The organism is Pandoraea pnomenusa, from assembly GCF_040391475.1.
GTDB classification, from domain to species: domain Bacteria; phylum Pseudomonadota; class Gammaproteobacteria; order Burkholderiales; family Burkholderiaceae; genus Pandoraea; species Pandoraea pnomenusa_C.
Map to the genome: position 1 here is coordinate 54,121 of NZ_JBEBXS010000023.1, position 22,060 is coordinate 76,180.

Consider the following 22,060-nt stretch of genomic DNA (forward strand, 5'->3'; position numbering starts at 1 on the left):
CCTTTGCCACGTACTGCGAAAAATTACGATGTTTATCAACGACAGCAAACGGCGGCACGTTCCCTGCGCACGATCGGCATTGCGCAGCACATTCGTCCGGCATGCCGCGCAAAGACGGCACGCGTCTTTCTTGCCGAAACGGTCGATGCGGTGACCCCCATCGAGGGAAGCGCCAGCCATCGTCACAGCGATGTGGTGGCCGTCGTCTTCAGTTCGTCGAAGCTCACGATGCGCCCGGCGAGCGCACTCGCGGCAACCGTGTACGGACTGGCGAGCCAGACGCTGCCCGGTCCCGAACGTCCCGGAAAATTGCGGTTGATCGCACTGATCGTGACCTGATCGTCCGACGTCGACTGCCCCGGGCCGCAGTTCGCACACGCGCCGCAGCCGGGCATGATGAGCGTCACCCCTGCGGCTTCGAAGGTCGCGAGATAGCCCTGCGACTCGCAATAGGCGCGCACGTCCATCGTGCCGAACTGGAGAAAGAGCGAGCGGCCGTCGGCCACGCGCAGCCCGTGAGCCACGCCCCAGGCGAGTACGTCGTGATACGCGTCGAAGTCGTCGCGCTTTCCTGCGGTGCAGGAACCGCCGTAGGCAATGTCGATGGCCACGGGGGCCGTCAGTTCGGCGAGCGCCACGCCGTTGCCCGGATCGCCCGGACGCGCGAGCATCGGCGTGAGCGACGCGGCGTCGATACGGATCACGTCGCGATAGCACGCCCCCTCGTCGCTCGTCATCCACGGCTCGAGCGTGAAATCGACGCCGCGACGCGTCTTGAGGAATGCCACCGTCTTGTCGTCCGGCGCGACGATGCCGGTGAAGCCACCCAGCTCGGCCACCATGTTGGTGAGCGTGGCGCGCTCGTCGACCGACATGGCGCGCACCGCGCTGCCGGTGTATTCGAAGACGAGACCGATGGCGCCACCGCCGCGAATCGCATCGAGACGCAGCAGGTGAAGCACGACATCCTTGGCCGTCACACCCGGGGCGAGTTCGCCGTCGATCTCGACACGTAATGTCTCGGGCACTTTGCAGCGCACGTACCCGGTGGCCCAACTGTTGGCGATGTCGGTCGCGCCGGCGCCGAATGCGAGGCATCCCAATGCGCCCGCATGCGGCGTGTGTGAGTCGGTACCGACCACGATCTGCCCGGGCAACGCGTAACGCTCGGCCATCAACGCGTGACAAATGCCATCCGCGCCTGCGTCGTGGCCACTGCCCGTGGGCACGAGTTCGCCATGCGCCAGGACGGGATAACGCGCCACGAAGTCGCGGTGGCCATTCGTGAGATTTGCCACGCCCGGCAACAGCCCCTGCGAGACATGCGGGTGACTCTGCGACGCCAGCACGAGGTGATCCTGAAACGCGATGATGCGCGCCGGATCGTGCAATGCGGCCGGCTCGCCAAACGCGCGATGCATCAGGTGCGCGCACATGCCGGTGAAATAGTCGTGAGAGAAGCGCCAGTCCGCGCGCACGAATACACCGTCGCCATGCGAGACACCGGGCGTGGACGGATGCACACGCCGCGCCATGATCTTCTCGACGAGCGTGCGCGGCGGGGAGATCGTGTCGTTCGCCGCACGGGTCTGGGCGTCGGGTTCGGGCCAGTCCGCAAACTTGCTGAAGGCGAGCAAGCCGCCGCTGCGGATGATCTGCTGCGTGAGGGCGTCGCGCCCTTTGAGAAACTCGGAAATGGGAATGGCTTCGCCAGCGGCGATACGATCGAGCACGCCGAAGTCGGTCGTCGTCAGAATGCCGATGTTGTCGCAGTTCTGCTGATAGATGCGCTCGAAACTCTCGGCGACGATGAGCCGGATACCGGCCGACAGTTCGGCCAGCGGGCTGGACTCACGCGACGATCCCTTGCCGTAGCGTTTGCCCGCGACCGTGACCTGGAAGCCGCCGCGGCGCACGTCGTGCTCGCCGATGGGCATCTCGTTTCCCGCTTTGAAACCGACGTACGGGTAGCGCCCAAGCCGTTCGTCATAGGTGAGCATGACGGTGACGGGCGTGATCTCGTCGGTCGAGACGTTGTCGCGCAGTTGCCCTGCGTCGGCGCGGGTGATGGCCTCGCCCGCCAGTTGACGACGCACGATGGCGGGGTCGTCAGACAGGAACAGCATGCGGCCGTCGAAACGAATGGTGTCTTCCATGCGGCAATTACCTCCGGAAGACAGCATAGCGGCCGCCCTGCCCGCCAGCCGTGCCGTCTCGGCAAGCCCGGCGTGACAGATTGCGAAGGGACGCCACGCAATGACGACAGCCGACGGGGGCCATGGCCCGACAGGAGCGCGCGATGGGCGTCCCGGCACTCAGGCGTCGGCGGTTCCCTGCCCTTGCGCGAGGAAATTCACCACGGCCGAGGCCGTCGCACTCAACTGCTCGCGTGACGGGAATACGAGCCAGAGCTGGCGGTGTGCCCACTCGTCGGTGAGGGGCCGCACGACCACGTCGAGCTTGCCGACGTACAACTGCCCGACCTGCTCCGGCGCGATGGCAATGCCCAGGCCTGCGTGGGCCATGCGACACAGGGCGTCGAGACTGGACACGCGAATCTTGATGCGCAGCGAAGCTCCCGCAGCGCTCGCCTGCTGGCGCAGCAGCTGCGTGAGCGCGCTGTTGCCCTGCAGCCCCACGAGCGTCTCCCCGACGCACGCCGAGAACGGTATCTCACCGGTACGCGCGGCGAGCGGGTGTCCCACCGGCAAGATCACGGCCAGCCGGTCGCGGCGATACGGCACCATCGTGAAGGCCTCGATCCCGGCGACGGCATTGCAGATTCCCACGTCCACCGCGCGCTCGGCCACGCGCTGGAGGACTTCGTTGCTGTGCTGTTCGTCGAGTTCGACGTCCACCGCGGAGAACACACGGCCAAAGGCGGCGAGATCTTCCGGCAGGAACTGCACGATGGCGGAAAGATTGGCCGCAATGCGCACGCTGCCGCGCGCGCCTTCGTGAAACTGGGACAACTCGGCGCCCAGCGATTCGATGGTGCCCAGAATCCGTTCGGCGTAGCGGCGCACCGTCTCGCCGACCGGCGTGACAGTAATACCGCGCTGGTGACGCTGAATCAGGGGCAGGCCGACGATGGCCTCGATGTCGGCAATGCGCCGGCTGATGGCCGACGGCGCAATGAATTCGCGCTCGGCAGCGCGCGCCATGCTCCGCTCCTGGCAGACGGCCACGAAAAGGCGCAAAGAAGTGAGGTCAAGCTTGCGGAGAAGGTTTTCCATACCCGTCGTGCAATACATCGGAAATGCCGGAAACGCCCGGCTGGCGCGGCTCCGCACGGAGCACGTCTTTTGCTGGACAAACAACGAATCGACGCCTATTATACGCATCGCGTACACATTCCTGCCGACCCGACCATGAGTGCACAGCAGACTTTCCTGCGCGACGCGATGCGTCGCCTGAACATGACCCGCGACAGCTTCGCCGAGCGCATCGGCGTTCGCCGGCGCGCCCTCGACACCTGGCTGCTGCCGGAAGATTCGAGCGAATATCGCACGATGCCGAGCATCGTGGAGAAATTCGTGGGCGAAATCCTCGGCCGCGAAGCGCCGTCTGCGGAATCTACGCAAAGCGCACACAAGCCGCTGCGTGAACGCATGGGCCTCGACGGCAAGCCGCACCTGATCTCCGTCGATCAATTCTCGCGCGACTCGCTCGAAGAGCTGTTCCACGTTGCCGACATCATGCAACCGATCGCGCGCCGCCAGAAGATTTCGCGCGTGCTAGAAGGCGCCGTGCTCGGCAACCTCTTCTTCGAGGCCAGCACCCGTACCCGCGTGAGCTTCGGCGCCGCCTTCTGCCGCCTGGGCGGCTCGGTGTGCGACACGACCGGCTTCACCTTCTCGTCGATGGCCAAGGGCGAATCGATCTACGACACGAGCCGCGTGATGAGCGGCTACGTCGACGCACTCGTCGTGCGTCACCCGGAAAAGGGTTCGGTCGCAGAATTCGCACGTGCCACGAACATCCCGGTGATCAACGGCGGCGACGGCCCGGGCGAACACCCGAGCCAGGCCATTCTCGATCTGTACACCATCGGTCGCGAGTTCTCGCGTCTGGGCAAGCTGGTCGACGGCGCGCACGTCGCGATGGTCGGCGACCTGCGCTATGGCCGCACGGTGCACTCGCTCATCAAGCTGCTTGCGCTGTACCGCGGCCTGAAGTTCACGCTGATCTCGCCGCCGTCGCTGGAAATGCCGACGTACATTCTCGACCAGATCTCGCAAAACGGCCACGTCATCGTGCAGAGCAATTCGCTCGCCGATCTGAGCGGTGCCGATGTGGTCTACGCCACGCGTATCCAGAAGGAGCGTTTTGCGGACGAGGCGATCGAGGGCTACACGCCGGACTTCCAGATCAACGAAGCGCTGATCAACCAGTATTGCGACGCCCGCACGATCATCATGCACCCGCTGCCGCGCGACAGCCGTCCGGGTGCGAACGATCTGTCGACGGATCTGAATCACGATCCGCGTCTGGCCATCTTCCGCCAGACGGACAACGGTATTCCGGTACGCATGGCGATCTTCGCGATACTGCTCGGCGTGGACAAGCAGGTGCAGCACAGCATGCGCGACGCCGCATGGCGTGCCCCGTCGCACATCGGTCCGGACGACGCCCTGTTCGACGCGATCGACTGATCGTCGAGCCCCTCGCCGATCCGGTGCGCGTTCGTTCGCGTCACCCCTGAAATTGCGCTGCCCCCGAGGATTTTCCCGGGGGCAGTGTCGCTTTACGAGTAAAATTGCGTCCGTTACGGATATAGACGCTTTTTCGCTTTTCTGGAGGCCCACATGCGGCGCAAGACCCTAACTCAATATCTCATCGAACAGCAGCGGGAATTCAACAACATTCCGGCCGAGCTGCGCCTGCTGATCGAAGTCGTCGCGCGTGCGTGCAAGTCGATCAGCCATGCCGTGTCCAAGGGTGCGCTGGGTGGTGTGCTGGGCAGCGCAGGCAGCGAGAACGTGCAGGGCGAAGTCCAGAAGAAGCTCGACGTGATCTCCAACGAGATCATGCTCGAAGCCAACGAATGGGGCGGCCATCTGGCGGCCATGGCGTCGGAAGAAATGGAAGACGTCTTCCACATTCCGAACCGTTACCCGCAGGGCGAATATCTGCTGATGTTCGATCCGCTCGACGGCTCGTCGAACATCGACGTGAACGTGTCGATCGGCACGATCTTCTCGGTGCTGCGTTGCCCGGAAGGCGTGACGAATCCGACGGAGAAGGACTTCCTGCAGCCGGGCACGCAACAGGTTGCTGCCGGTTATGCCGTATATGGTCCGCAAACGGTGCTGGTGCTCACGACGGGTCATGGCGTGAACTGCTTCACGCTCGATCGCGAAATGGGCTCGTGGGTGCTCACGCAGGAAGGCATGCGCATTCCGGAAGACACCAAGGAATTCGCGATCAACATGTCGAACGAGCGTCATTGGTATCCGCCGGTGCAGCGCTACATCGGTGAGCTGCTGCAGGGCAAGGAAGGCGTGCGCGGCAAGGACTTCAACATGCGCTGGATCGCGTCGATGGTGGCTGACGTGCATCGCATTCTGACGCGCGGTGGCGTGTTCATGTATCCGGCCGACAAGCGCGATCCGGACAAGCCGGGCAAGCTGCGCATCATGTACGAAGCGAACCCGATGAGCTTCCTGGTGGAGCAGGCGGGCGGCGCGTCGACGAACGGCGTGCAGCGCATTCTGGACATCCAGCCGCAGAAGTTGCATGAGCGTGTGGCGGTGTTCCTCGGCTCGAAGAACGAGGTCGAGCGCGTGACCGGCTATCACCACGAAGCAGGCGGGAAGTAAGGTCTGACGGCGAGGTCGTGGGAAGGACGTTGCGGAGAAAATTTCTTCCATAACGTCGAAGCGCGGGATTTCTGCAATTTCAATGATTTACGCGTGATGCGCGCAGCGACAGCGAAAAATCTTTGAAAAAGGTAGTGACAAACGTAGAAAACCTGCTATTATCTCACTTCTTCGCAGCGCCGGAGTAGCTCAGTCGGTAGAGCAGCTCATTCGTAATGAGAAGGTCGGGGGTTCGATTCCTCTCTCCGGCACCAGCGACTTCTTCGTCCCTGGTGATGCAAGCAAGAAAGCAGTACCAAGCAGTCAACAAAAAAGCCGCCCGAATCTGTCGCGCGGCTTTTTTGTTTTCTGCGATCGTTGACTGCGATCGGACCGTGATTCTGCTTATGACGCGGCAAATGCGCCGCGTCACTGCCACAACATCACTCCCCTGCCTTCCCGTCGTCGAGCGCGTTGTCGTCGAGCGCGTTATCGTTCGCGCCGTCTTCATCCTCGGCAGGCTGCGACATCCATTCGTGATATCCCGCCACACCCATCTTGCGCATCAACGCCTCATTGCGCTCATAGATCGTCTCTGCCTCCGGGAATGCCTGCACGGCGCGGTCGATACTCGACTCTCGCAACAGATGCAGGATCGGATACGGCGAGCGGTTCGTGTAGTTCTCCGCGTCGTCCGGCTCGGTGCCCTCGAACTGATAGTCCGGATGAAAGCTCGCGATCTGTAAATCGCCTTCCAGCCGCAATTGCTTGAGCATGCGCTCGGCGAAGAACAGCGCGTCGTTGTATTCGTGAAAATCGCGCAATGCACCCGGCACGATCAGCAGCGTCGTATCCACCGCTTGCGGGTCCGCCTCGGCCAACCATTGCAGCTCACGCTCCAGATCCACCAGCACGCCCTCCATGTCACGCGCCGCACTGACCGCATAGCGAATCTGGTCCTTGACGTGAACCGCCTTCGCAAACGGACAAAGATTCAGGCCGATCACGGCGCGCGTGAGCCAATGACGTGTGGCCGCGATGACAGCATCGTTGTCCTGCGACTGCGTCTCTGACGGCGCGGCGGCCGACTCGGGAACGGGATGGGTTTTCTCCGGCATACGGGAACGGGGGATAAGCAATCAATCGTGAAGGCGACATTGTAATTCCCGATCCGTCACCACCGGTATGCCCGTCGTCAATCGCACCGCGGTGCGAAAGCCAAAACCTGCGTGACCGAGTTGCGCAACCATGCCGCTTTCCCACTGCCACGAGGCCAACGACCATGCCCGGCACTCCGCCCATCACCTCCGCAGCACACAGCACGAGCGGCCCGTTCACCACGCCCCGAACGGAATCCGATCCCGATACGTACACACGCCACACGGCACCGCTGGCGGCCATGTCCCTGCGCCAACTCATGGACGCACAAAGGCACCGTCACTATGGCCCGAACGACATCTGGAACACCCTGGTCAACGCGCAAACCCACGCAGGACGCGAGCTGTTGAACGCTTGTGAAGCCGCTTCGCAGAGAGGCTCGCTGTACCTCGAGATGGTGTCGCTGCTCACGACCCCCGAAGCCAGCCGCACACTGGATCAACTCGTCGGCGCCGGCATCTTCCTGGCGCCCGGACGCGCCTTGCAAGCCCATCCCCAGGACATCGCGCTGTTACGCAGCGACGAGGGCCTCATGATCTGGCTGCAATACGCCGCCGCACCCACCGGTTTCCTGAACGCCTTCGACGGATCGGACGCCTTCGCCACACCCGACATCGACGATGCCCTGCGCATCGACCTGATCCTGCGCGTACTTGTCGCCAGCGGACGTGACCGCTCCGATGCCGCGCCCTCGGAGGCATCAGACTCCCGCCCGAGCAATCCCCTCACGCACCTGTGCTGCCAGATCGCCCCGCATTGGCTGAAACGTCTGCTCGAACTCGGTGCCGACGCCAATCAGACCAACAAGCGCGGCATGCCGCTCGTCGTGGTCGCCATGCGTGCCGAAGCGCTGCGCCTGCACCGCACCGGGCATGATCCGCTGCACGCACAGGCGTCGCTGTGCCAGCTTGCGCAACTCCTCCGGCGTCACGGTAGTGATCTGATGCAGCCGAATCGTCACGAAGCGCCGGCAGGTGCCCTTCTCAATTTGCTGGGGCTGTGCGGTGCCGCCGAAGCGCTGCTGATCGCCGGTGCCGATCCGAACGCCCCCGACCGGAACGGGAACACCCTCATGCATCACCTCACCGAACTCGTCCGAATGGGCGACAGCCCGGAAAAGGCCGATCACGCCGATCTCGCGCGCTACGGACTCATCGTCGCCTTGCGCCACAACGGGGATCTGACACGCGCCAACAGTGCCGGCCACACGCCACACTCTCGGTTGCCAAACGGAATCTCCGACATCCCGGACATCAATGCCGCGCTGATCCTCCACGTCCGCGAGACCGCCCTTCGCCGGATCCGTGCGCTCTGTTCAACCCCCATAGTGCCGCCCGTCATCCTGCCCGCTGCCCCGGACTTCAGCGTCCGCCCACGGCCCGCGCGTATCCACCGCAACCCAAGCACCCAGCCATTCGACCCAGCCACCTGATGACGGACGCCACTCACGCCACGGCTTCAGCGCCGACGCACCACAGCCGCTGCAGTCGCCGCAGTCGCCGCAGTCGCCACAGCCGATGCGACATTCCGCCGCATCCGCATAATATGCATTTAATTTGCATCTTATAATCGGTTCGCCGGGCCCCGATGTTGTTGTCGTGAGTTGAGCAGTGAGCCCAGGGGTACCGGCGACCGAATGCCGCACCGGGCGCCTTCCGAACCCATGGGAGTGCGCGGTGCCAATCAGTTACCCACAAGTGCGACTTAAAAGATGCATTTGAATTGCATCTTATACATTCAGGAGTCTTCACATGCTTTCCGCAGCTTCCCGTCCCTACATCGACGCCAGCGTACCTGTTCTGCGCGAGCACGGCCTTGCGATCACGCGTCACTTCTACGCGAGCATGTTCGAAGCGCGTCCTGAACTGCGCAACCTGTTCAACATGGGCAATCAGGCCAACGGCGCCCAGCAGCAATCCCTCGCCTCGGCCGTGTTTGCCTATGCTGCGAACATCGACAACGCCGCAGCGCTTGGCCCGGTGCTCGAGCGTATCGTGCACAAGCATGCGTCGGTCGGCATCCTGCCGTCGCACTATCCGATCGTCGGCCACTATCTGCTTGCCGCCATCAAGGACGTGCTCGGCGACGCCGCCACGCCGGAACTGATCGGCGCCTGGGACGAAGCCTACTGGCTGCTCGCCGGCGAACTGATCGCGCTCGAGGCACGTCTGTCGGAGCGCTCGAATGCGCCGCTCGGCGCGCTGCGCGAACTGATCGTCGCCGACGTCGACCGCGAATCGGATAACGTTGTGTCGTACTACCTGCGTTCGCCCGAAGGCGGCTCGCCGGGCGACTTCGCGCCGGGTCAGTACGTGAGCGTCTCGATCACGCTGCCCGACGGCCTTGTGCAGCGCCGCCAGTACAGCCTGTCCGACGCACCGGGTGCCCCGCACTGGCGCATCACCGTCAAGCGCGAAGACGCCGACGCCGACAAGCCCGCCGGTCAGGTGTCGAACTGGCTGCACGCGAATCTGAAGGCTGGCGATCGCATCATGGTGAGCCCGGCGTACGGCGAATTCACCACCACACTCGACGCCGAGCGCCCGCTCGTGCTGCTCAGCGCCGGTGTCGGCATCACGCCGATGATGTCGATGGTCAGCGCACTCGCCGCCAAGGGCTCGCGTCGCGAAATTCTCTTCGCACACGCCGCACGCAACGGCTCGCATATGGCGCTGCGTCGTCATCTCGCGTTCGCTGCCAAGCAACTGCCGCAGCTGCGCGTGGCAACGTTCTTCGAGACGCCGCAAAGCGGCGAGCGCGAAGGCACCGACTTCACCCACGCAGGACGCATGGACATTTCGCGTCTGTCGCTGCCCGCCAACGCCGACTACCTGCTGTGCGGGCCGGTACCGTTCATGCAGGCGCAGTGGCGCGCCCTGCGCGACGCCGGCGTGCCGGCCGAGCGCCTGCACCGCGAAGTCTTCGGCCCGGACGCCCTCGACCATCTGCTGTAATCGCCGGCGTCACGCCTGAGCGGTAAACGACAAGGCCCCCATTCGGGGGCCTTGTTGCATTCCGGCGCGGCAGTGCATTTACGCAAAGCACTTGCGTGGATCGTCAGTCGATCAGCGCACCCGATGCGTCGTAGAACGGATGCGCACCGCCTGCGTCGTCGACGAACCCCAGGTGGGACACCAGCCCCGTCTCCGGGGTAAAGCGATGCAACTGGAACGCAGGCGGGTCGAGCACCCACGCCGACGGCCCACCGTCACGCAGATCGAGTGCCACCTGATGCGCAGGCGACGGACAAACGCTGGCAACGGTGCCAGCGAACCGCGTATGAATCGGGCGATGCACGTGCCCACAGATCACTCGCTCGATGTTGTCGAAACGTCGCACGATGGCAGCGAGCTTCGCCGCATCGGCCGCATCGAGGGCCTGAATGTCCATATGCTCGATGCCGCACGCGAACGGCGGATGATGCATGGCGATGACCGTGGGCGTCTGCGTATCGCTCGCGAGCGTGGCTTCCAGCCATTGCAGTCGCGTGTCGCAAAGCTTGCCACCGCCATTGGGCGGATCCTGCGTATCGAGCGCGACGAGTCGCAGCGGACCGAACATGGCCGTGTACTGCACGAACTCGCCCGGCTTGCCCAGGTACGTATGCTCCGGGAACACTTCGCGAAGCGCGTCGCGTCCGTCGTGATTGCCCATCACGAGGTAGTACGGGATCTCCAGCGGTGCGAGCAGGCGGCGCAGGTGTTCATATTCCTCGCGAGCGCCGAAGTCGACGAGATCGCCCGTGAGCACGACGAAGTCCGGACGCGGCACCAGCGTGTTGAGCCGCGCCACGCAGCGTGCCAGATAAGCGGCGGTATCCACACGCCGATAAGCCAGTTTGCCGGGACGTTTGATGTGAAGGTCGCTGATTTGCGCGAACAGCATGAGCGATTTATCCGTGAAGCGAGAAGACATGGGCGGCGGGCAGCGACAAGCCCACCTGATCGCCGACGCGGCACTCGCGACGGCTGGAAACTTCGACCAGCACCGCACCGGCCGCCGACACGCCGCCAAGCGTCAGGCGCGTGCGGTCGCCGAGAAACTGCACTTCGTCGATACGGCCGACCAGCGGGGCGTCGCCCGCCGGGACCACGACAGCGTCTTCCGGCCGGAAGTACAGTTCCTGAACGTCCGGGCGCACATCGGGGCATGCCAGACGGCCACCGTCGAGGTGGAAGTGACCGTCGCGCCACACGCCGACCAGGCGGTTGAGCGTGCCGACGAAGTTGGCCACGTGACGCGACGACGGCTGGTAGTAGATGTCGCGCGGCGCGCCGATCTGCTCGATACGCCCCGCGCTCATCACCACGATACGGTCGCCGAGCGCCATCGCCTCGTCCTGATCGTGCGTGACGTACACGGTCGTCACACCGAGCCCGCGCAGCAGTCGATCCATGTCGGCGCGCACGGTCTCGCGCAGCTTCGCGTCGAGGGCGGTGAGCGGCTCGTCGAGCAGCAGCACGCGCGGCTCCGGCGCGAGTGCGCGGGCCAGCGCCACACGCTGCTTCTGCCCCCCCGAGAGCTGCGCAATCGCGCGATCTGCGAACGGGGTGAGATGCACGAGATCGAGCAGCTCGTTCACGCGCTTGTCGACCTGTGCCTGCGGCAGACCGCGCAACTTCAGACCGTACGCCACGTTGCCGCGCACGGTGAAATTCGGGAACAGCGCGTAGTTCTGGAACACCATGCCCACGCGGCGCTTTTCGATCGGCAGGCGGGTGACGTCCTCATCGCCGAAGCGCACACGGCCGCCCGCGTCAGGACGCTCGAGCCCGGCGATCATGCGCAGCGTGGTCGTCTTGCCGCAGCCCGACGGGCCGAGCAGCACGAGCGTCTCGCCTGCGCCGATCGTCAGGTCGAGCGGCTGCAATACGGTGTTGCCGTTGAAGGTCTTGGCACAACGTTCGAGATGAATGGGGATGGAAGTCAGTTTCATCGTCATATCCTTGGCATCCGGTTCAGGTGCGTCCGCGCGAATCGCGGACTTTCGCGCGCTGTGCCGTCATCTGCATCACGATGAGCAGCGGCACGATCAGCACGAAGAACACCGCCGTGTACGCGCTGCCGATTTCCAGGCGCAGCGACGCATAGGCATCGGCCAACCCAACGGGCAGCGTCTTGGTATCGGGCGTGTGGAGCATCCACGTGAGGTTGAATTCACCGAGCGAGAGCGTGACCACGATCAGCGCGGCCGCCACGATCTCGCTGCGAATATTGGGTAGCACCACCGTCATGAAGCGTCGCAAGAAGCTCGCACCAAGGCTCGCCGCGCCCTCCTCCATGAGTTTGATGCGCGAGTCGGCGCATGCGGCCGCCACGGCGCGCACCATGAACGGCAGCGTGAAGATCACGTGCCCCACCACGATGAACGCGAGACTCTCGCGAAAGCCGCGCATGCCGCCGTACACGCTGATGAGCGCGAGCGCACTGGCCAGCCCCGGCAGCGCGATGGGTAATGTGAGCAGCTCTTCGATCCAGCGCGCCATGCGGCTCTTCCAGCGGGCGAGCACGTAGCCGGCCGGCACGCCGAGCAGTGTCACGAGCACGAGCGTGGCGAGACCGACGTAGAGCGAATTCAGAATGGCATCGTGATAGTCCTGCCAGACCTGAATCACCCACTTGAACGTAAGACCGGCGGACGGGCCGCGGAAGTAGTTCACGGACAACCCGGCAAGAATCGACATGCCGACGGGGACCAGCAGAAATGCGCACATCAAGAGCGTGAGCAGCAGTTGCAGCGTGAAGAGTGTCTTCTTGAGCATGGACATCAACCTCCGGCGGCAACCGTCTGGCCGGCGAAATTGCGGGCGAGCATGAGCACCGCCCACGTCACGATGCCGAGAATGACCGAGAGCGCCGCCGCCGTCGCCACATTGGCGTTGAGCGTGAACTCCGTATAGATGGTCATCGGCAACACATCGATGTCGGTCGCCAGCGTAAAGGCCGTACCGAACGCACCGACCGAGGTCGCGAAACACATCGCGCCCGAAGCGATCAGTGCGGGGGCCAGCGCAGGCAACGTCACGTCACGGGCAATGGCGAACGGCCCGGCGCCGAGCGACGACGCCGCTTCCGTGAGCGAATGATCGAGCGACTCCGCGGCCGCCATCACGGCGAGAATCACGCGCGGAATCGAGAAATACAGATAGCCGAGAAACAACCCGGCGAGCGAATACGCGAACACCACCTTGTGACCGGTGAGCCGCATCGTCAGATCGCCGATGAGGCCCTGGCGTCCCGCGAGCATGATGACCATGAAACCGACCACCACGCCGGGGAACGCCAGCGGCAGGGTCAACATCGACACGAGTGCCGACTTGCCCGGGAAGTCATGACGGGTGAGGAAGAGGCCCGCGACAAGCGACAACGCGAGCGTGGCCAGCGTGACCAGTGCCGAGAGCACGACGGTCTGCCAGAGGCTGTCGAGATAACGCGCGTTGGTGAGAATCGCGCGATAGGTCTCGAACGCATGACCGTCGCCGCTCACCTGCACGAGGGCGGCCATCGGCAACAGCCAGAACGCCAGAAAGACCGCCAGCGCCGGTAGCAGAAGTGCCACGCGCCAGCCGCGCGGCAGAGTCAGGTCACGCATCGCTTGCTTTGCTCCTCTTCCTCGTTGGACTTGCCTGCGCTTAGCGCACGTTCTTCAGATACTGCTGACCGAACGCGTCCTGCTGCGCGGCCAGCTTCTGCAGATCGACCGGCTTCACGCGGGCGTAGTCGCTCGCGGGCAGGAACTTCGCGGCCACGTCGGCCGGCATCGTGCTCGCACGCACCGGACGCAGGAACGCCTGCGCCCAATGCGCCTGCCCCTTGTCGGACAGCGTGTAGTCGATCACCTTCTTGCCGTTGTCGGCGTGCGGTGCGTTCTTCACGAGCGCGATGACGTAGGGCAGCGACACCGTGCCTTCCATCGGGATCACGAATTGCACGTTGGCGCGATCCTTGTAGATGGCGCGGTAGGCGTTGAAGTCGAAGTCGATCAGGATCGGAATCTCGCCCGAGAGCACGCGGGCATAAGCCGTCTGCTTCGGCACGATCGGCGCATTGGCCTTGAGCTTCTGGAAGAAGCCGATGGCCGGGGCGAAGTTGTCCATCGAACCGCCGAGTGCCTGGTTGGCGGCGATCGCGGCAGCGTAGCCGGCAAACGCACTGCTCGGGTCCAGATAACCCACCATGCCGCGATATTCCGGCTTCAGCAGGTCGGCCCACGAACGCGGCACCGGCTTGCCTTCGAGGGCGTCGCGGTTCACAAAGAAGCCGACCGTACCCGAGTGGATCGTCGTCCACATGCCGTTCGGGTCCTTCATGTTCGCCGGAACCTGATCCCAGTTCGCCGGCTTGTACGGCGCGAGCAGACCCTTCTTGGCCGCTTCGATGGCCGACGTAATGCCCAGATAGACGATATCGGCCACCGGCGCCTTCTGTTCGGCGATCAACTGCGCGACGGCCTGACCGGAGTTCTTGTTATCGAGCGGCACACGTACGCCGGTGTCTTGCGCGATGGCCTTGACCTGACCGGCCCAGTCCGCCCATTCCGGCGGGCAGTTGTAGCAGATTGCCGTCTGCTGGGCGTGCGCGGCGCCAGCGCCGAGCAAGGTGAAAAGCGCCAGCGTACGCGCGGCGCGGGTAATCCAAAGCTTCATTTCCGGGCTCCTGAATGTCTGAGCGGTGACGGCACGTTCGCGCCGCCGCCAGTTACGGTCTGGTGCAAGCCTCGCGGCCAGATGCCTGATTGCCTTGGCCGACGCTGCGCTCTCTTGGCGGAGCCAGTCGTCAGCCACTTCCTTGCTACTGCTTCCTGTCAAAACCGTTCACAACGTTTGCTGCGTGTCTGTTAGCTGCCGTGTCGCGTCAGTCCTTGCGCGGCGGCGGCGCCGCAACCGTGCCGCCGCGACGGATCTCGTGCGGCAGGATGAGCGCGTGGCCGAGCGACGCATCGTGCGACGTCGTCGCCCCGCCGCGCGCGTCGATCTGCGCGAGCAGACGCTGCGCTGCGTGACGACCGATCTCCACGCTGGGCTGCACCACGGTCGCGAGCGTGGGCGAGAGCAGTTCGCCCACGGCCAGGCCGTCGAAGCCGAGGACGGAGATGTCGTCGGGCACCCGCAGCCCCGCCTCGCGTAACGCGCGCATCACGCCGAGTGCCAGCAGATCGTTGGAGCAGAACAGCGCCGTCGGGCGTGCGCCGTCGCGCTCGCGCTGCGCCAGCCATTCACGCACGCGCTCGCCGCGTGCCCCACTGTTGAAGTCGATTTCGAAGGCCGGCAGCGGCGTAAGGCCGGCGGCCCGCATGGCGTCGCCATAGCCGAGATAGCGGCGCTTGGCGCGATCCGACGCGTGCAGCGCACCCGTCACCATGACGATGTCGCGATGCCCCGCCTCGATCAGCATCGCCACGCCCTGCGCAGCGGCTGCCCGGTTGTCGACGGAGACGCACGGACGCTCTGGCGCGTCGTTGTAGACCAGTTGGCAGGCCACGCCCTCGGCACGAAGGTCGTCGACCAGCGCACTGTGTTCGGCGTCCGCGAGCGTGAGCAACAGGCCGTCCACACGCTGTTGCAGCAATGTTTCGATGGCGTTGCGCTCCCGCTCGGGATCGTATTGGGTGGTGACGAGCAGCAGACGGCGGCCAGTGCCGTCGATCGCTGCCTCGATGCCTTCGAGGCAATCCGCGAAGACCGGGTTGCCCAGCGTCGGCAACATCACGCCGATCAGGCCGGTGCGCTCACCGCGCAGCTGGCGGCCAATGGCGTTGGGCCGGAATTTGAGCTCCGCGGCGGCAGCCTGTACCCGCGCGAGCGTCTCGGGACGCACCAGTTGCGGCGAATTGAGGGCGCGCGACACCGTCGCAATCGAACACCCCGCGCGCTGCGCCACATCCCGGATATCTGCCACGCCCCTGCTCCTCTGGTTGGTATCGCCAAATTTTGTAGTTGGCGGATTTTACGCAAATGTAAACGTTTACGAAAACGTTTTCACTCCGGGATTCTATGGAGGCAATGTGATGAATTGATGACAGGAAGCCGCTTGCGCGCTTCGTCGTCCGACGGATCGGCAACCGGCATCGGGATGCCGCCTATACTGAAAGTCCCTCTCCCATCGGCATGACGTACGGCACGCCGCCTCTGGGCCGGGCATGACGGCACCCCATTCCTCCACAACCGGGATCGGCCATGAACGAGTATCACTTTCTCACCCTGTGGCGGCTCACGGCACCGCTCAACGAAGTCTGGGACACGATTCGCGACGTGGACCACTGGGCGCGATGGTGGCCGTGTGTACGCGAAGTGCGCACGCTCGAACCGGGGGGCCCGGACGGTGTGGGGGCGGTGCGCCAATTGACGTGGCATGGGGCGCTGCCCTACTCGCTGACGTTCGAGACCCGTATCACGCACATCGACCCGATGCGCGAAGTGCGCAGCGTGGCCACGGGCGAAGCCGAGGGCACTGGCGTGTGGCGCTTCGACACGGAAGGCGCGATCACCGTCGTGCGCTACGCCTGGGACGTGCACACGACACGCGCGTGGATGAACAAACTCGCCCCGCTCGCCCAGCCGCTTTTCCGCTGGAACCATAACTACGTGATGCGGCGCGGCGGCGAAGGACTGGCCGCGGTGCTCAACGCGCATCTGGCCGAGTATCTCGACTCCGACCTGCCGCCGGCGGCCATCGGCGAGGAACGCGATCCGCGCGATCTTCGCGAGGCCCGCGCCCGGGTAAGCCATCACTCGCAACGCTGAACGTCTCTGCTATTCCATTCAGGAATAGACGATCCGCGACATTTCATTATTTTTTATAGATCCGGATGCCTAGACTGGAGGGCATCCGGTGGCGGGTCTTTGTCCCTTGCGCAGGCGTCGTGGGCGCATGCGCGCCGTCCCCCGCAACACATTCTGCTCCAGGAGACTCCGTGAGCCTTGCGACCCCGCCGCTGCTGCGGCATTACGTGGATGGCGCATTCGTCGCCACCGATCGCCAGTTCGATAACCTGAGCCCGGTCGACGGACGACTCGTCGCAAAGGTTTGCGAAGCGGACGCCGCTACCGTGGACCGTGCCGTTCGCGCCGCCCGCCGCGCGCTGCACGAGGGTCCGTGGGGCAAGACGACGCCCGCCGAGCGCGCCGCCGTGCTGCACCGCATCGCCGACGGCATCCAGGCACGTTTCGACGAATTCGTCGCGGCGGAAGTCGCCGACACCGGCCGCCCGCAGGAGCAGGCACGCACGCTCGACATCGCACGCGGCATCGCCAACTTCCGCATGTTCGCGGATCTCATCAAGACGGCCGGCAGCGAAGTGTACGAAATGCGCGCGGCCGACGGCGGCGACGTGATGAACTACGTCACCCGCAAGCCGCTGGGCGTGATCGGCATCATCTCGCCGTGGAACCTGCCGCTGCTGCTCTTCACATGGAAGGTCGCACCGGCACTTGCGATGGGCAACTGCGTGGTGGCCAAGCCCTCGGAAGAAACGCCCTCGTCGGCCACGCTGCTGGCCGAGGTGATGGATGCAGCGGGCGTACCGCCCGGCGTGTTCAATCTCGTCCACGGCTTCGGTCCGAATTCCGCGGGCGAATTCCTGACGAAGCACCCGGACGTGGCCGCCATCACCTTCACGGGCGAGTCGCGCACGGGTAGCGCCATCATGAAAGCCGTGGCCGACGGCGTGAAGGAAATCTCGTTCGAACTCGGCGGCAAGAACGCCGCTGTGGTGTTCGCCGATGCCGACTTCGAGAAGGCGGTCGACGGCGTGGTGCGTTCGTCGTTCACCAACGCCGGTCAGGTCTGCCTGTGCTCGGAGCGCGTGTATGTCGAGCGCCCGATCTTCGACAAGTTCGTCGCGGCGCTCGCCGAGCGAGCTGCCGCCCTGCGCATCGACGCGCCCGACGCCCCCGGCGTGCAGATGGGACCGCTCGTGTCTCGCAAGCATCGCGAGAAGGTGCTCTCTTACTATCAGTTGGCCGTGGAAGAAGGCGCCACGGTGGTGACCGGTGGCGGCGTGCCGAGCTTCGGCGACGTGCGCGACGAAGGCGCCTTCGTGCAGCCGACGGTGTGGACGGGCCTGCCCGACACGGCGCGTTGCGTGCGCGAGGAAATCTTCGGCCCGGTGTGCCACGTGGCCCCGTTCGACAGCGAAGACGAAGTGATTCGCCGCGTGAACGACAGCGACTACGGCCTGGCCGGATGTGTCTGGACGACGAACCTGTCGCGCGCGCATCGCGTGGCACGTCAATTCCAGACCGGGCTGGTGTGGGTCAATACGTGGTTCCTGCGCGACCTGCGCACGCCGTTCGGTGGCGTGAAGCTCTCGGGGCTGGGCCGCGAGGGCGGGCGTCACTCGCTCGATTTCTATTCCGAAATCACCAACATCTGCATCAAACTGTGAGGCGACGGTGCGGCGCAATCGATGGGGGTCGAACGCGCCGCACCCGCGCGCCATCTGAACAAAAGCAAAACGGAGACGGTATCCATGAGCGCATCGCAAGACACACAAGCCCGCGTGGTCGAGGGCAAGGCCAAGCCGCGCGGCAAATTCCCGCACATCAAGCGCGCCGGCGACTTCCTGTTCGTTTCGGGCACCAGCTCGCGCCGGCCTGACAACACCTACGCCGGGGCGCAAGTCGATGCGCTCGGCGTGACGCAGCTCGACATTCGCGAGCAGACGCGCGCCGTCATCGAGAACATTCGCGACATTCTGGCCAGCGAGGGCGCCACGCTCGCCGACGTGGTCGAGGTCGGCTCGTTCCTCGTGAACATGAACGACTTCGGCGGCTACAACGAGGTGTACGGCCAGTACTTCGACGAGAACGGTCCGACGCGCACGACGGTAGCGGTGCATCAGTTGCCGCATCCGCTGCTGCTCATCGAGATCAAATGTGTGGCCTACGCGCCGCGCGCACGCTGACAGAAACTGACACGGCACGACCGATACCCTACCTGACGCGGCATGACCCGGGAGACAGCATGTTGACGTATGGCAAGCCTTTCAATTTCCAGCGCTGGATCGACGATCACGCGCATTTGCTCAAACCGCCTGTCGGCAACCAGCAAGTCTGGCAGGACAGCGATTTCATCGTCACGGTCGTGGGCGGCCCGAACCACCGCACGGACTACCACGACGACCCGCTCGAAGAGTTTTTCTACCAGTTCAAGGGTAATGCCTGGGTCAACCTGTGGATCGACGGCCGTGCGCAGCGCATCGACCTGAAGGAAGGCGACATCTTCCTGCTGCCGCCGCATGTGCGCCACTCGCCGCAGCGCCCCGAAGCGGGCAGCCTGTGCCTCGTGATCGAACGTCAGCGCCCCGCCGGGCTGCTCGACGGCTTCGAGTGGTACTGCCTGAACTGCGGCACCAGGGTGCATCGCGTGGAAGTTCAGCTCAAGAGCATCGTGACCGATCTGCCGCCGCTGTTCGAGGCGTTCTACGGCAACGAATCGCTGCGCCGCTGTCCGGGCTGCGGCGAGATTCATCCGGGCCGCGCGGCACAACCCAAAACCACCGCAGCGTCTGCCTGACCCGCAGCGCCGCTTTCAGACACTCACACGTCACGTCATGAAGAAAATCGACATGCACGCCCACTTCTTCCCGCGCATCACGCGAGAGGAAGCCGCCCGCCTCGACCCGGCCGCCGCGCCGTGGCTACGTATCGACGAGGGCGGCGAGACCGGCAGCATCATGCTCGACGACCGCGCCTTCCGGCCGGTCTACCGCGCCTTGTGGGATCCCGCGCTGCGTATCGAAGAACTCGACCGCCACGGCGTCGATGTGCAAGTGGTGTGCGCCACCCCGATCATGTTCGGCTATCGCTACGAAGGGCATGCCGTCATCGACTGGGTGCAGCGCATGAACGATCTGGCGCTCGAGCATTGCGCCTACGCGCCCACGCGCCTGAAGGCCATGGCACAGGTGCCGCTGCAGGACCTCGACCTGGCGTGCGCCGAAGCGTCGCGCGCGAAGGCCACCGGTCACGTGGGCGTGCAGATCGGCAATCACCTCGGCCCCAAAGATCTGGACGACGAACAACTCGTCGCCTTTTTGCAGCACTGCGGCAACGAACACATTCCCGTGCTGGTACACCCGTGGGACATGATGACCGACGGCCGCATGAAGAAATGGATGATGCCGTGGCTCGTGGCCATGCCGGCCGAGACCCAGCTCTCGATTCTCTCGCTGATTCTCTCCGGGGCGTTCGAGCGCCTGCCGCGCTCGCTCAAGCTGTGCTTCGCCCACGGCGGCGGCGCCTTCCCGTACCTGCTCGGCCGCGCCGAGAATGCCTGGCATTGCCGCGACATCGTGCGCGCCGACAGCCCGCACCCGCCGTCGCACTATCTGGACCGTTTCTACGTGGACAGCGCCGTGTTCGACCCGCGCGCGTTGCGCCTGCTCGTCGACACGATGGGCATCGATCGCATCATGCTCGGATCGGACCACCCGTTCCCGCTGGGCGAGCAGGACATCGGCCGCCTGGTGGCCGAGCAGCCGGGGCTGGACGACCACGCCCGGGAACGCATTCTGGCCGGTAACGCCCGGGAGTTCTTCGGTCTCTGACTGGTGCTTTCCCGAAGTGTTTTTGAAATTGCTTGCCTACGCAAAAGGCGTCGTTTAGGCTGGGCACTGAAATATTTGACGCTTAAACAATATAGGACGGTTTGTATCAGTCTGACGCGCCTGGCCTGCCATGACCGACGTGAAGAAGCGGTCAAGTATCCCGGCGCGAGTCCTCTGCTGACAATGATTGCCAGTTCCGGAACTTAGTTTGGAGACCATGATGACGGGAACGAAGACCACGCAACGCAAAGCCATTGCCGTACTGGGCGCTGTCGCCGCAGCCGCGGCGATGTTCGCATCGACCGGTGCGAACGCCCAGGTGAAGATCGGCTTCATCGGCACGCTCTCCGGCCCGGGCGGTGCGCTCGGCCAGGATCAGTACGATGCCTTCATGCTCGCCGTCGAGCAAAAGGGCGGCAAGCTGGGCGGCGTGCCCGTTCAGGTCATCAAGGAAGACGACCAGCTCAAGCCCGACGTGGGCGTGCAGGCGGCGCAAAAGCTGGTCGAACGCGACAAGGTGTCGATCGTCACCGGCGTGACGTTCTCGAACGTCATGATGGCGATCCACAAGAACGTGACGAACGCGGGCGTGGTCATGGTCGGCTCGAACGCCGGTCCGACGCCGATTGCCGGCGCGCAATGCTCGCCGAACTTCTTCTCGACCTCGTGGGATAACGACGAACTGCACGAAGCCGGCGGTCAGCTCTCGACCGACCTCGGCTACAAGAAGATGTACGTGATGGCCCCGAACTATCAGGCCGGACGCGACGCCGTGAACGGTTTCAAGCGCGACTACAAGGGCCAGATCGTCGACGAGGTGTACACGCAGGTCAACCAGCCGGACTACTCGGCCGAAATTGCGCAGTTGCAAGCCGCCAAGCCCGACGCCGTCTACGTGTTCTATCCCGGCGGCATGGGCGTGAACTTCGTCAAGCAGTACCGCCAGGCCGGCCTGCTCGGCAAGATTCCGCTGATCTCGGTGTCGACCATCGACGGCTCGACCCTGCCTGCACTCAAGGAACTGGCCGTTGGCGCCATCACCAGCGCGCCGTACTCGCCCGATCTCGACAACGCGCAGAACAAGCAATTCGTCGCGGCCTTCCAGAAGAAGTACAACCGTGTGCCGTCGATGTACGCCGCCCAGTCGTATGACGCGGCCAACCTGATCGACTCGGCCCTCACGAAGACCAAGGGCAGCGTGGCAGATCGCGAAGCCTTGCGCGCCGCGCTCAAAGCCGCCGACTTCCAGTCGGTGCGCGGACCGTTCAAGTTCGCCAGCAACCAGTTCCCCATGGCGCAGTTCTACCGCGTGGATGTCGTGAAGGACGCCAACGGCGCCGCCTTCGCCACCAAGGGGCAGATCCAGATCAAGACGCGTGCCGACCTGGCCGCGCAGTGCAAGATCAAGTCGTAAGCGCAAGCCGTCATACGTTGTTCCGCGTTGTTACGCGTTGCATGGCGGGGCCAGTGTGCCCCGCGATCTGTGATGTGAATCGCTGGACCGGCCTGCGGTGAGCGCGCGCCCTGCGCGATACACCGGAGGCCGTTGCTG

The 22,060-nt window shown here is 64.5% G+C and carries 19 protein-coding genes and 1 tRNA gene; 11 read left to right on the top strand and 9 right to left on the bottom strand.

Translation table 11 applies throughout. The features are described 5' to 3' along the window. Positions 1-182 precede the first annotated feature (182 nt). Both ABWO90_RS20325 and ABWO90_RS20330 read right to left on the bottom strand, forming a co-directional pair. Positions 183-2,156, bottom strand: coding sequence for an aconitase family protein (locus ABWO90_RS20325; RefSeq protein WP_353193040.1), 1,974 nt, complete (start codon positions 2,154-2,156; stop codon positions 183-185). Between the two features lie 159 nt (positions 2,157-2,315). Continuing rightward, positions 2,316-3,254 (bottom strand): LysR substrate-binding domain-containing protein, encoded by a 939-nt coding sequence (locus ABWO90_RS20330; protein WP_502922669.1) that lies wholly within the window; start codon positions 3,252-3,254, stop codon positions 2,316-2,318. Between the two features lie 117 nt (positions 3,255-3,371). Between ABWO90_RS20330 and ABWO90_RS20335 the strand changes: the two genes are divergently transcribed. From ABWO90_RS20335 to ABWO90_RS20345, 3 genes are all read left to right on the top strand, one after another. Next, on the top strand, positions 3,372-4,655 hold the full coding sequence (locus ABWO90_RS20335) for an aspartate carbamoyltransferase (protein ID WP_353193042.1): 1,284 nt from the start codon (positions 3,372-3,374) through the stop codon (positions 4,653-4,655). A 153-nt stretch (positions 4,656-4,808) separates the two neighbouring features. Continuing rightward, entirely contained in the window at positions 4,809-5,822 is a 1,014-nt protein-coding gene (locus tag ABWO90_RS20340; RefSeq protein ID WP_353193043.1) for a class 1 fructose-bisphosphatase, read from the top strand. A 178-nt stretch (positions 5,823-6,000) separates the two neighbouring features. Beyond that, positions 6,001-6,076 (top strand) — tRNA-Thr (locus tag ABWO90_RS20345). A 168-nt stretch (positions 6,077-6,244) separates the two neighbouring features. On the opposite strand, the gene ABWO90_RS20350 is transcribed toward ABWO90_RS20345, so the two are convergent. Beyond that, positions 6,245-6,919, bottom strand: coding sequence for a DUF1415 domain-containing protein (locus ABWO90_RS20350; protein ID WP_353193044.1), 675 nt, complete (start codon positions 6,917-6,919; stop codon positions 6,245-6,247). 281 nt (positions 6,920-7,200) lie between these two features. On the opposite strand from ABWO90_RS20350, the gene ABWO90_RS20355 reads away from it, so the two are divergent. Next, on the top strand, positions 7,201-8,391 hold the full coding sequence (locus ABWO90_RS20355) for an ankyrin repeat domain-containing protein (RefSeq protein WP_353193045.1): 1,191 nt from the start codon (positions 7,201-7,203) through the stop codon (positions 8,389-8,391). Positions 8,392-8,710: 319 nt separating this feature from the next. After that, positions 8,711-9,913 (top strand): NO-inducible flavohemoprotein, encoded by a 1,203-nt coding sequence (gene hmpA, locus ABWO90_RS20360; RefSeq protein WP_353193046.1) that lies wholly within the window; start codon positions 8,711-8,713, stop codon positions 9,911-9,913. Between the two features lie 103 nt (positions 9,914-10,016). Here the strand turns inward: hmpA and ABWO90_RS20365 are convergent, their stop codons facing one another. The 6 genes from ABWO90_RS20365 to ABWO90_RS20390 all read right to left on the bottom strand — a co-directional run bounded on the left by ABWO90_RS20365 (position 10,017) and on the right by ABWO90_RS20390 (position 15,857). Beyond that, positions 10,017-10,844 carry a phosphodiesterase gene (locus ABWO90_RS20365; RefSeq protein WP_353193047.1) on the bottom strand — a complete coding sequence of 276 codons (828 nt, stop codon included), beginning with the start codon at positions 10,842-10,844 and terminating at the stop codon, positions 10,017-10,019. A gap of 7 nt (positions 10,845-10,851) precedes the next feature. After that, positions 10,852-11,895 (bottom strand): ABC transporter ATP-binding protein, encoded by a 1,044-nt coding sequence (locus ABWO90_RS20370; RefSeq protein ID WP_353193048.1) that lies wholly within the window; start codon positions 11,893-11,895, stop codon positions 10,852-10,854. 22 nt (positions 11,896-11,917) lie between these two features. Then, positions 11,918-12,727 carry an ABC transporter permease gene (locus tag ABWO90_RS20375; protein WP_353193049.1) on the bottom strand — a complete coding sequence of 270 codons (810 nt, stop codon included), beginning with the start codon at positions 12,725-12,727 and terminating at the stop codon, positions 11,918-11,920. Further along, positions 12,727-13,551 (bottom strand): ABC transporter permease, encoded by an 825-nt coding sequence (locus ABWO90_RS20380; RefSeq protein ID WP_353193050.1) that lies wholly within the window; start codon positions 13,549-13,551, stop codon positions 12,727-12,729. Before ABWO90_RS20380 ends, ABWO90_RS20375 begins: the two co-directional genes overlap by 1 nt. A 40-nt stretch (positions 13,552-13,591) precedes the next feature. Next, positions 13,592-14,605 carry an extracellular solute-binding protein gene (locus tag ABWO90_RS20385; RefSeq protein ID WP_353193051.1) on the bottom strand — a complete coding sequence of 338 codons (1,014 nt, stop codon included), beginning with the start codon at positions 14,603-14,605 and terminating at the stop codon, positions 13,592-13,594. Positions 14,606-14,813: 208 nt separating this feature from the next. After that, positions 14,814-15,857, bottom strand: coding sequence for a LacI family DNA-binding transcriptional regulator (locus ABWO90_RS20390; RefSeq protein ID WP_353193052.1), 1,044 nt, complete (start codon positions 15,855-15,857; stop codon positions 14,814-14,816). Positions 15,858-16,135: 278 nt separating this feature from the next. Here ABWO90_RS20390 and ABWO90_RS20395 point away from each other — a divergent pair, with 278 nt between their 5' ends. From ABWO90_RS20395 to ABWO90_RS20420, 6 genes are all read left to right on the top strand, one after another. Next, complete coding sequence (locus ABWO90_RS20395; protein ID WP_353193053.1) at positions 16,136-16,702, top strand: SRPBCC family protein; 567 nt, start codon at positions 16,136-16,138, stop codon at positions 16,700-16,702. 170 nt (positions 16,703-16,872) lie between these two features. Further along, a complete protein-coding gene (locus ABWO90_RS20400) occupies positions 16,873-18,345 on the top strand; it encodes a 2-hydroxymuconic semialdehyde dehydrogenase (RefSeq protein ID WP_353193054.1) in 1,473 nt (490 codons plus the stop codon). 84 nt (positions 18,346-18,429) lie between these two features. Further along, positions 18,430-18,864, top strand: coding sequence for a RidA family protein (locus tag ABWO90_RS20405; RefSeq protein WP_353193055.1), 435 nt, complete (start codon positions 18,430-18,432; stop codon positions 18,862-18,864). A gap of 59 nt (positions 18,865-18,923) precedes the next feature. Then, complete coding sequence (locus ABWO90_RS20410) at positions 18,924-19,475, top strand: 3-hydroxyanthranilate 3,4-dioxygenase (RefSeq protein ID WP_353193056.1); 552 nt, start codon at positions 18,924-18,926, stop codon at positions 19,473-19,475. 37 nt (positions 19,476-19,512) lie between these two features. Next, entirely contained in the window at positions 19,513-20,508 is a 996-nt protein-coding gene (locus ABWO90_RS20415; protein ID WP_353193057.1) for an amidohydrolase family protein, read from the top strand. Positions 20,509-20,728: 220 nt separating this feature from the next. Then, on the top strand, positions 20,729-21,922 hold the full coding sequence (locus ABWO90_RS20420) for an ABC transporter substrate-binding protein (RefSeq protein WP_353193059.1): 1,194 nt from the start codon (positions 20,729-20,731) through the stop codon (positions 21,920-21,922). Positions 21,923-22,060 lie beyond the last annotated feature (138 nt).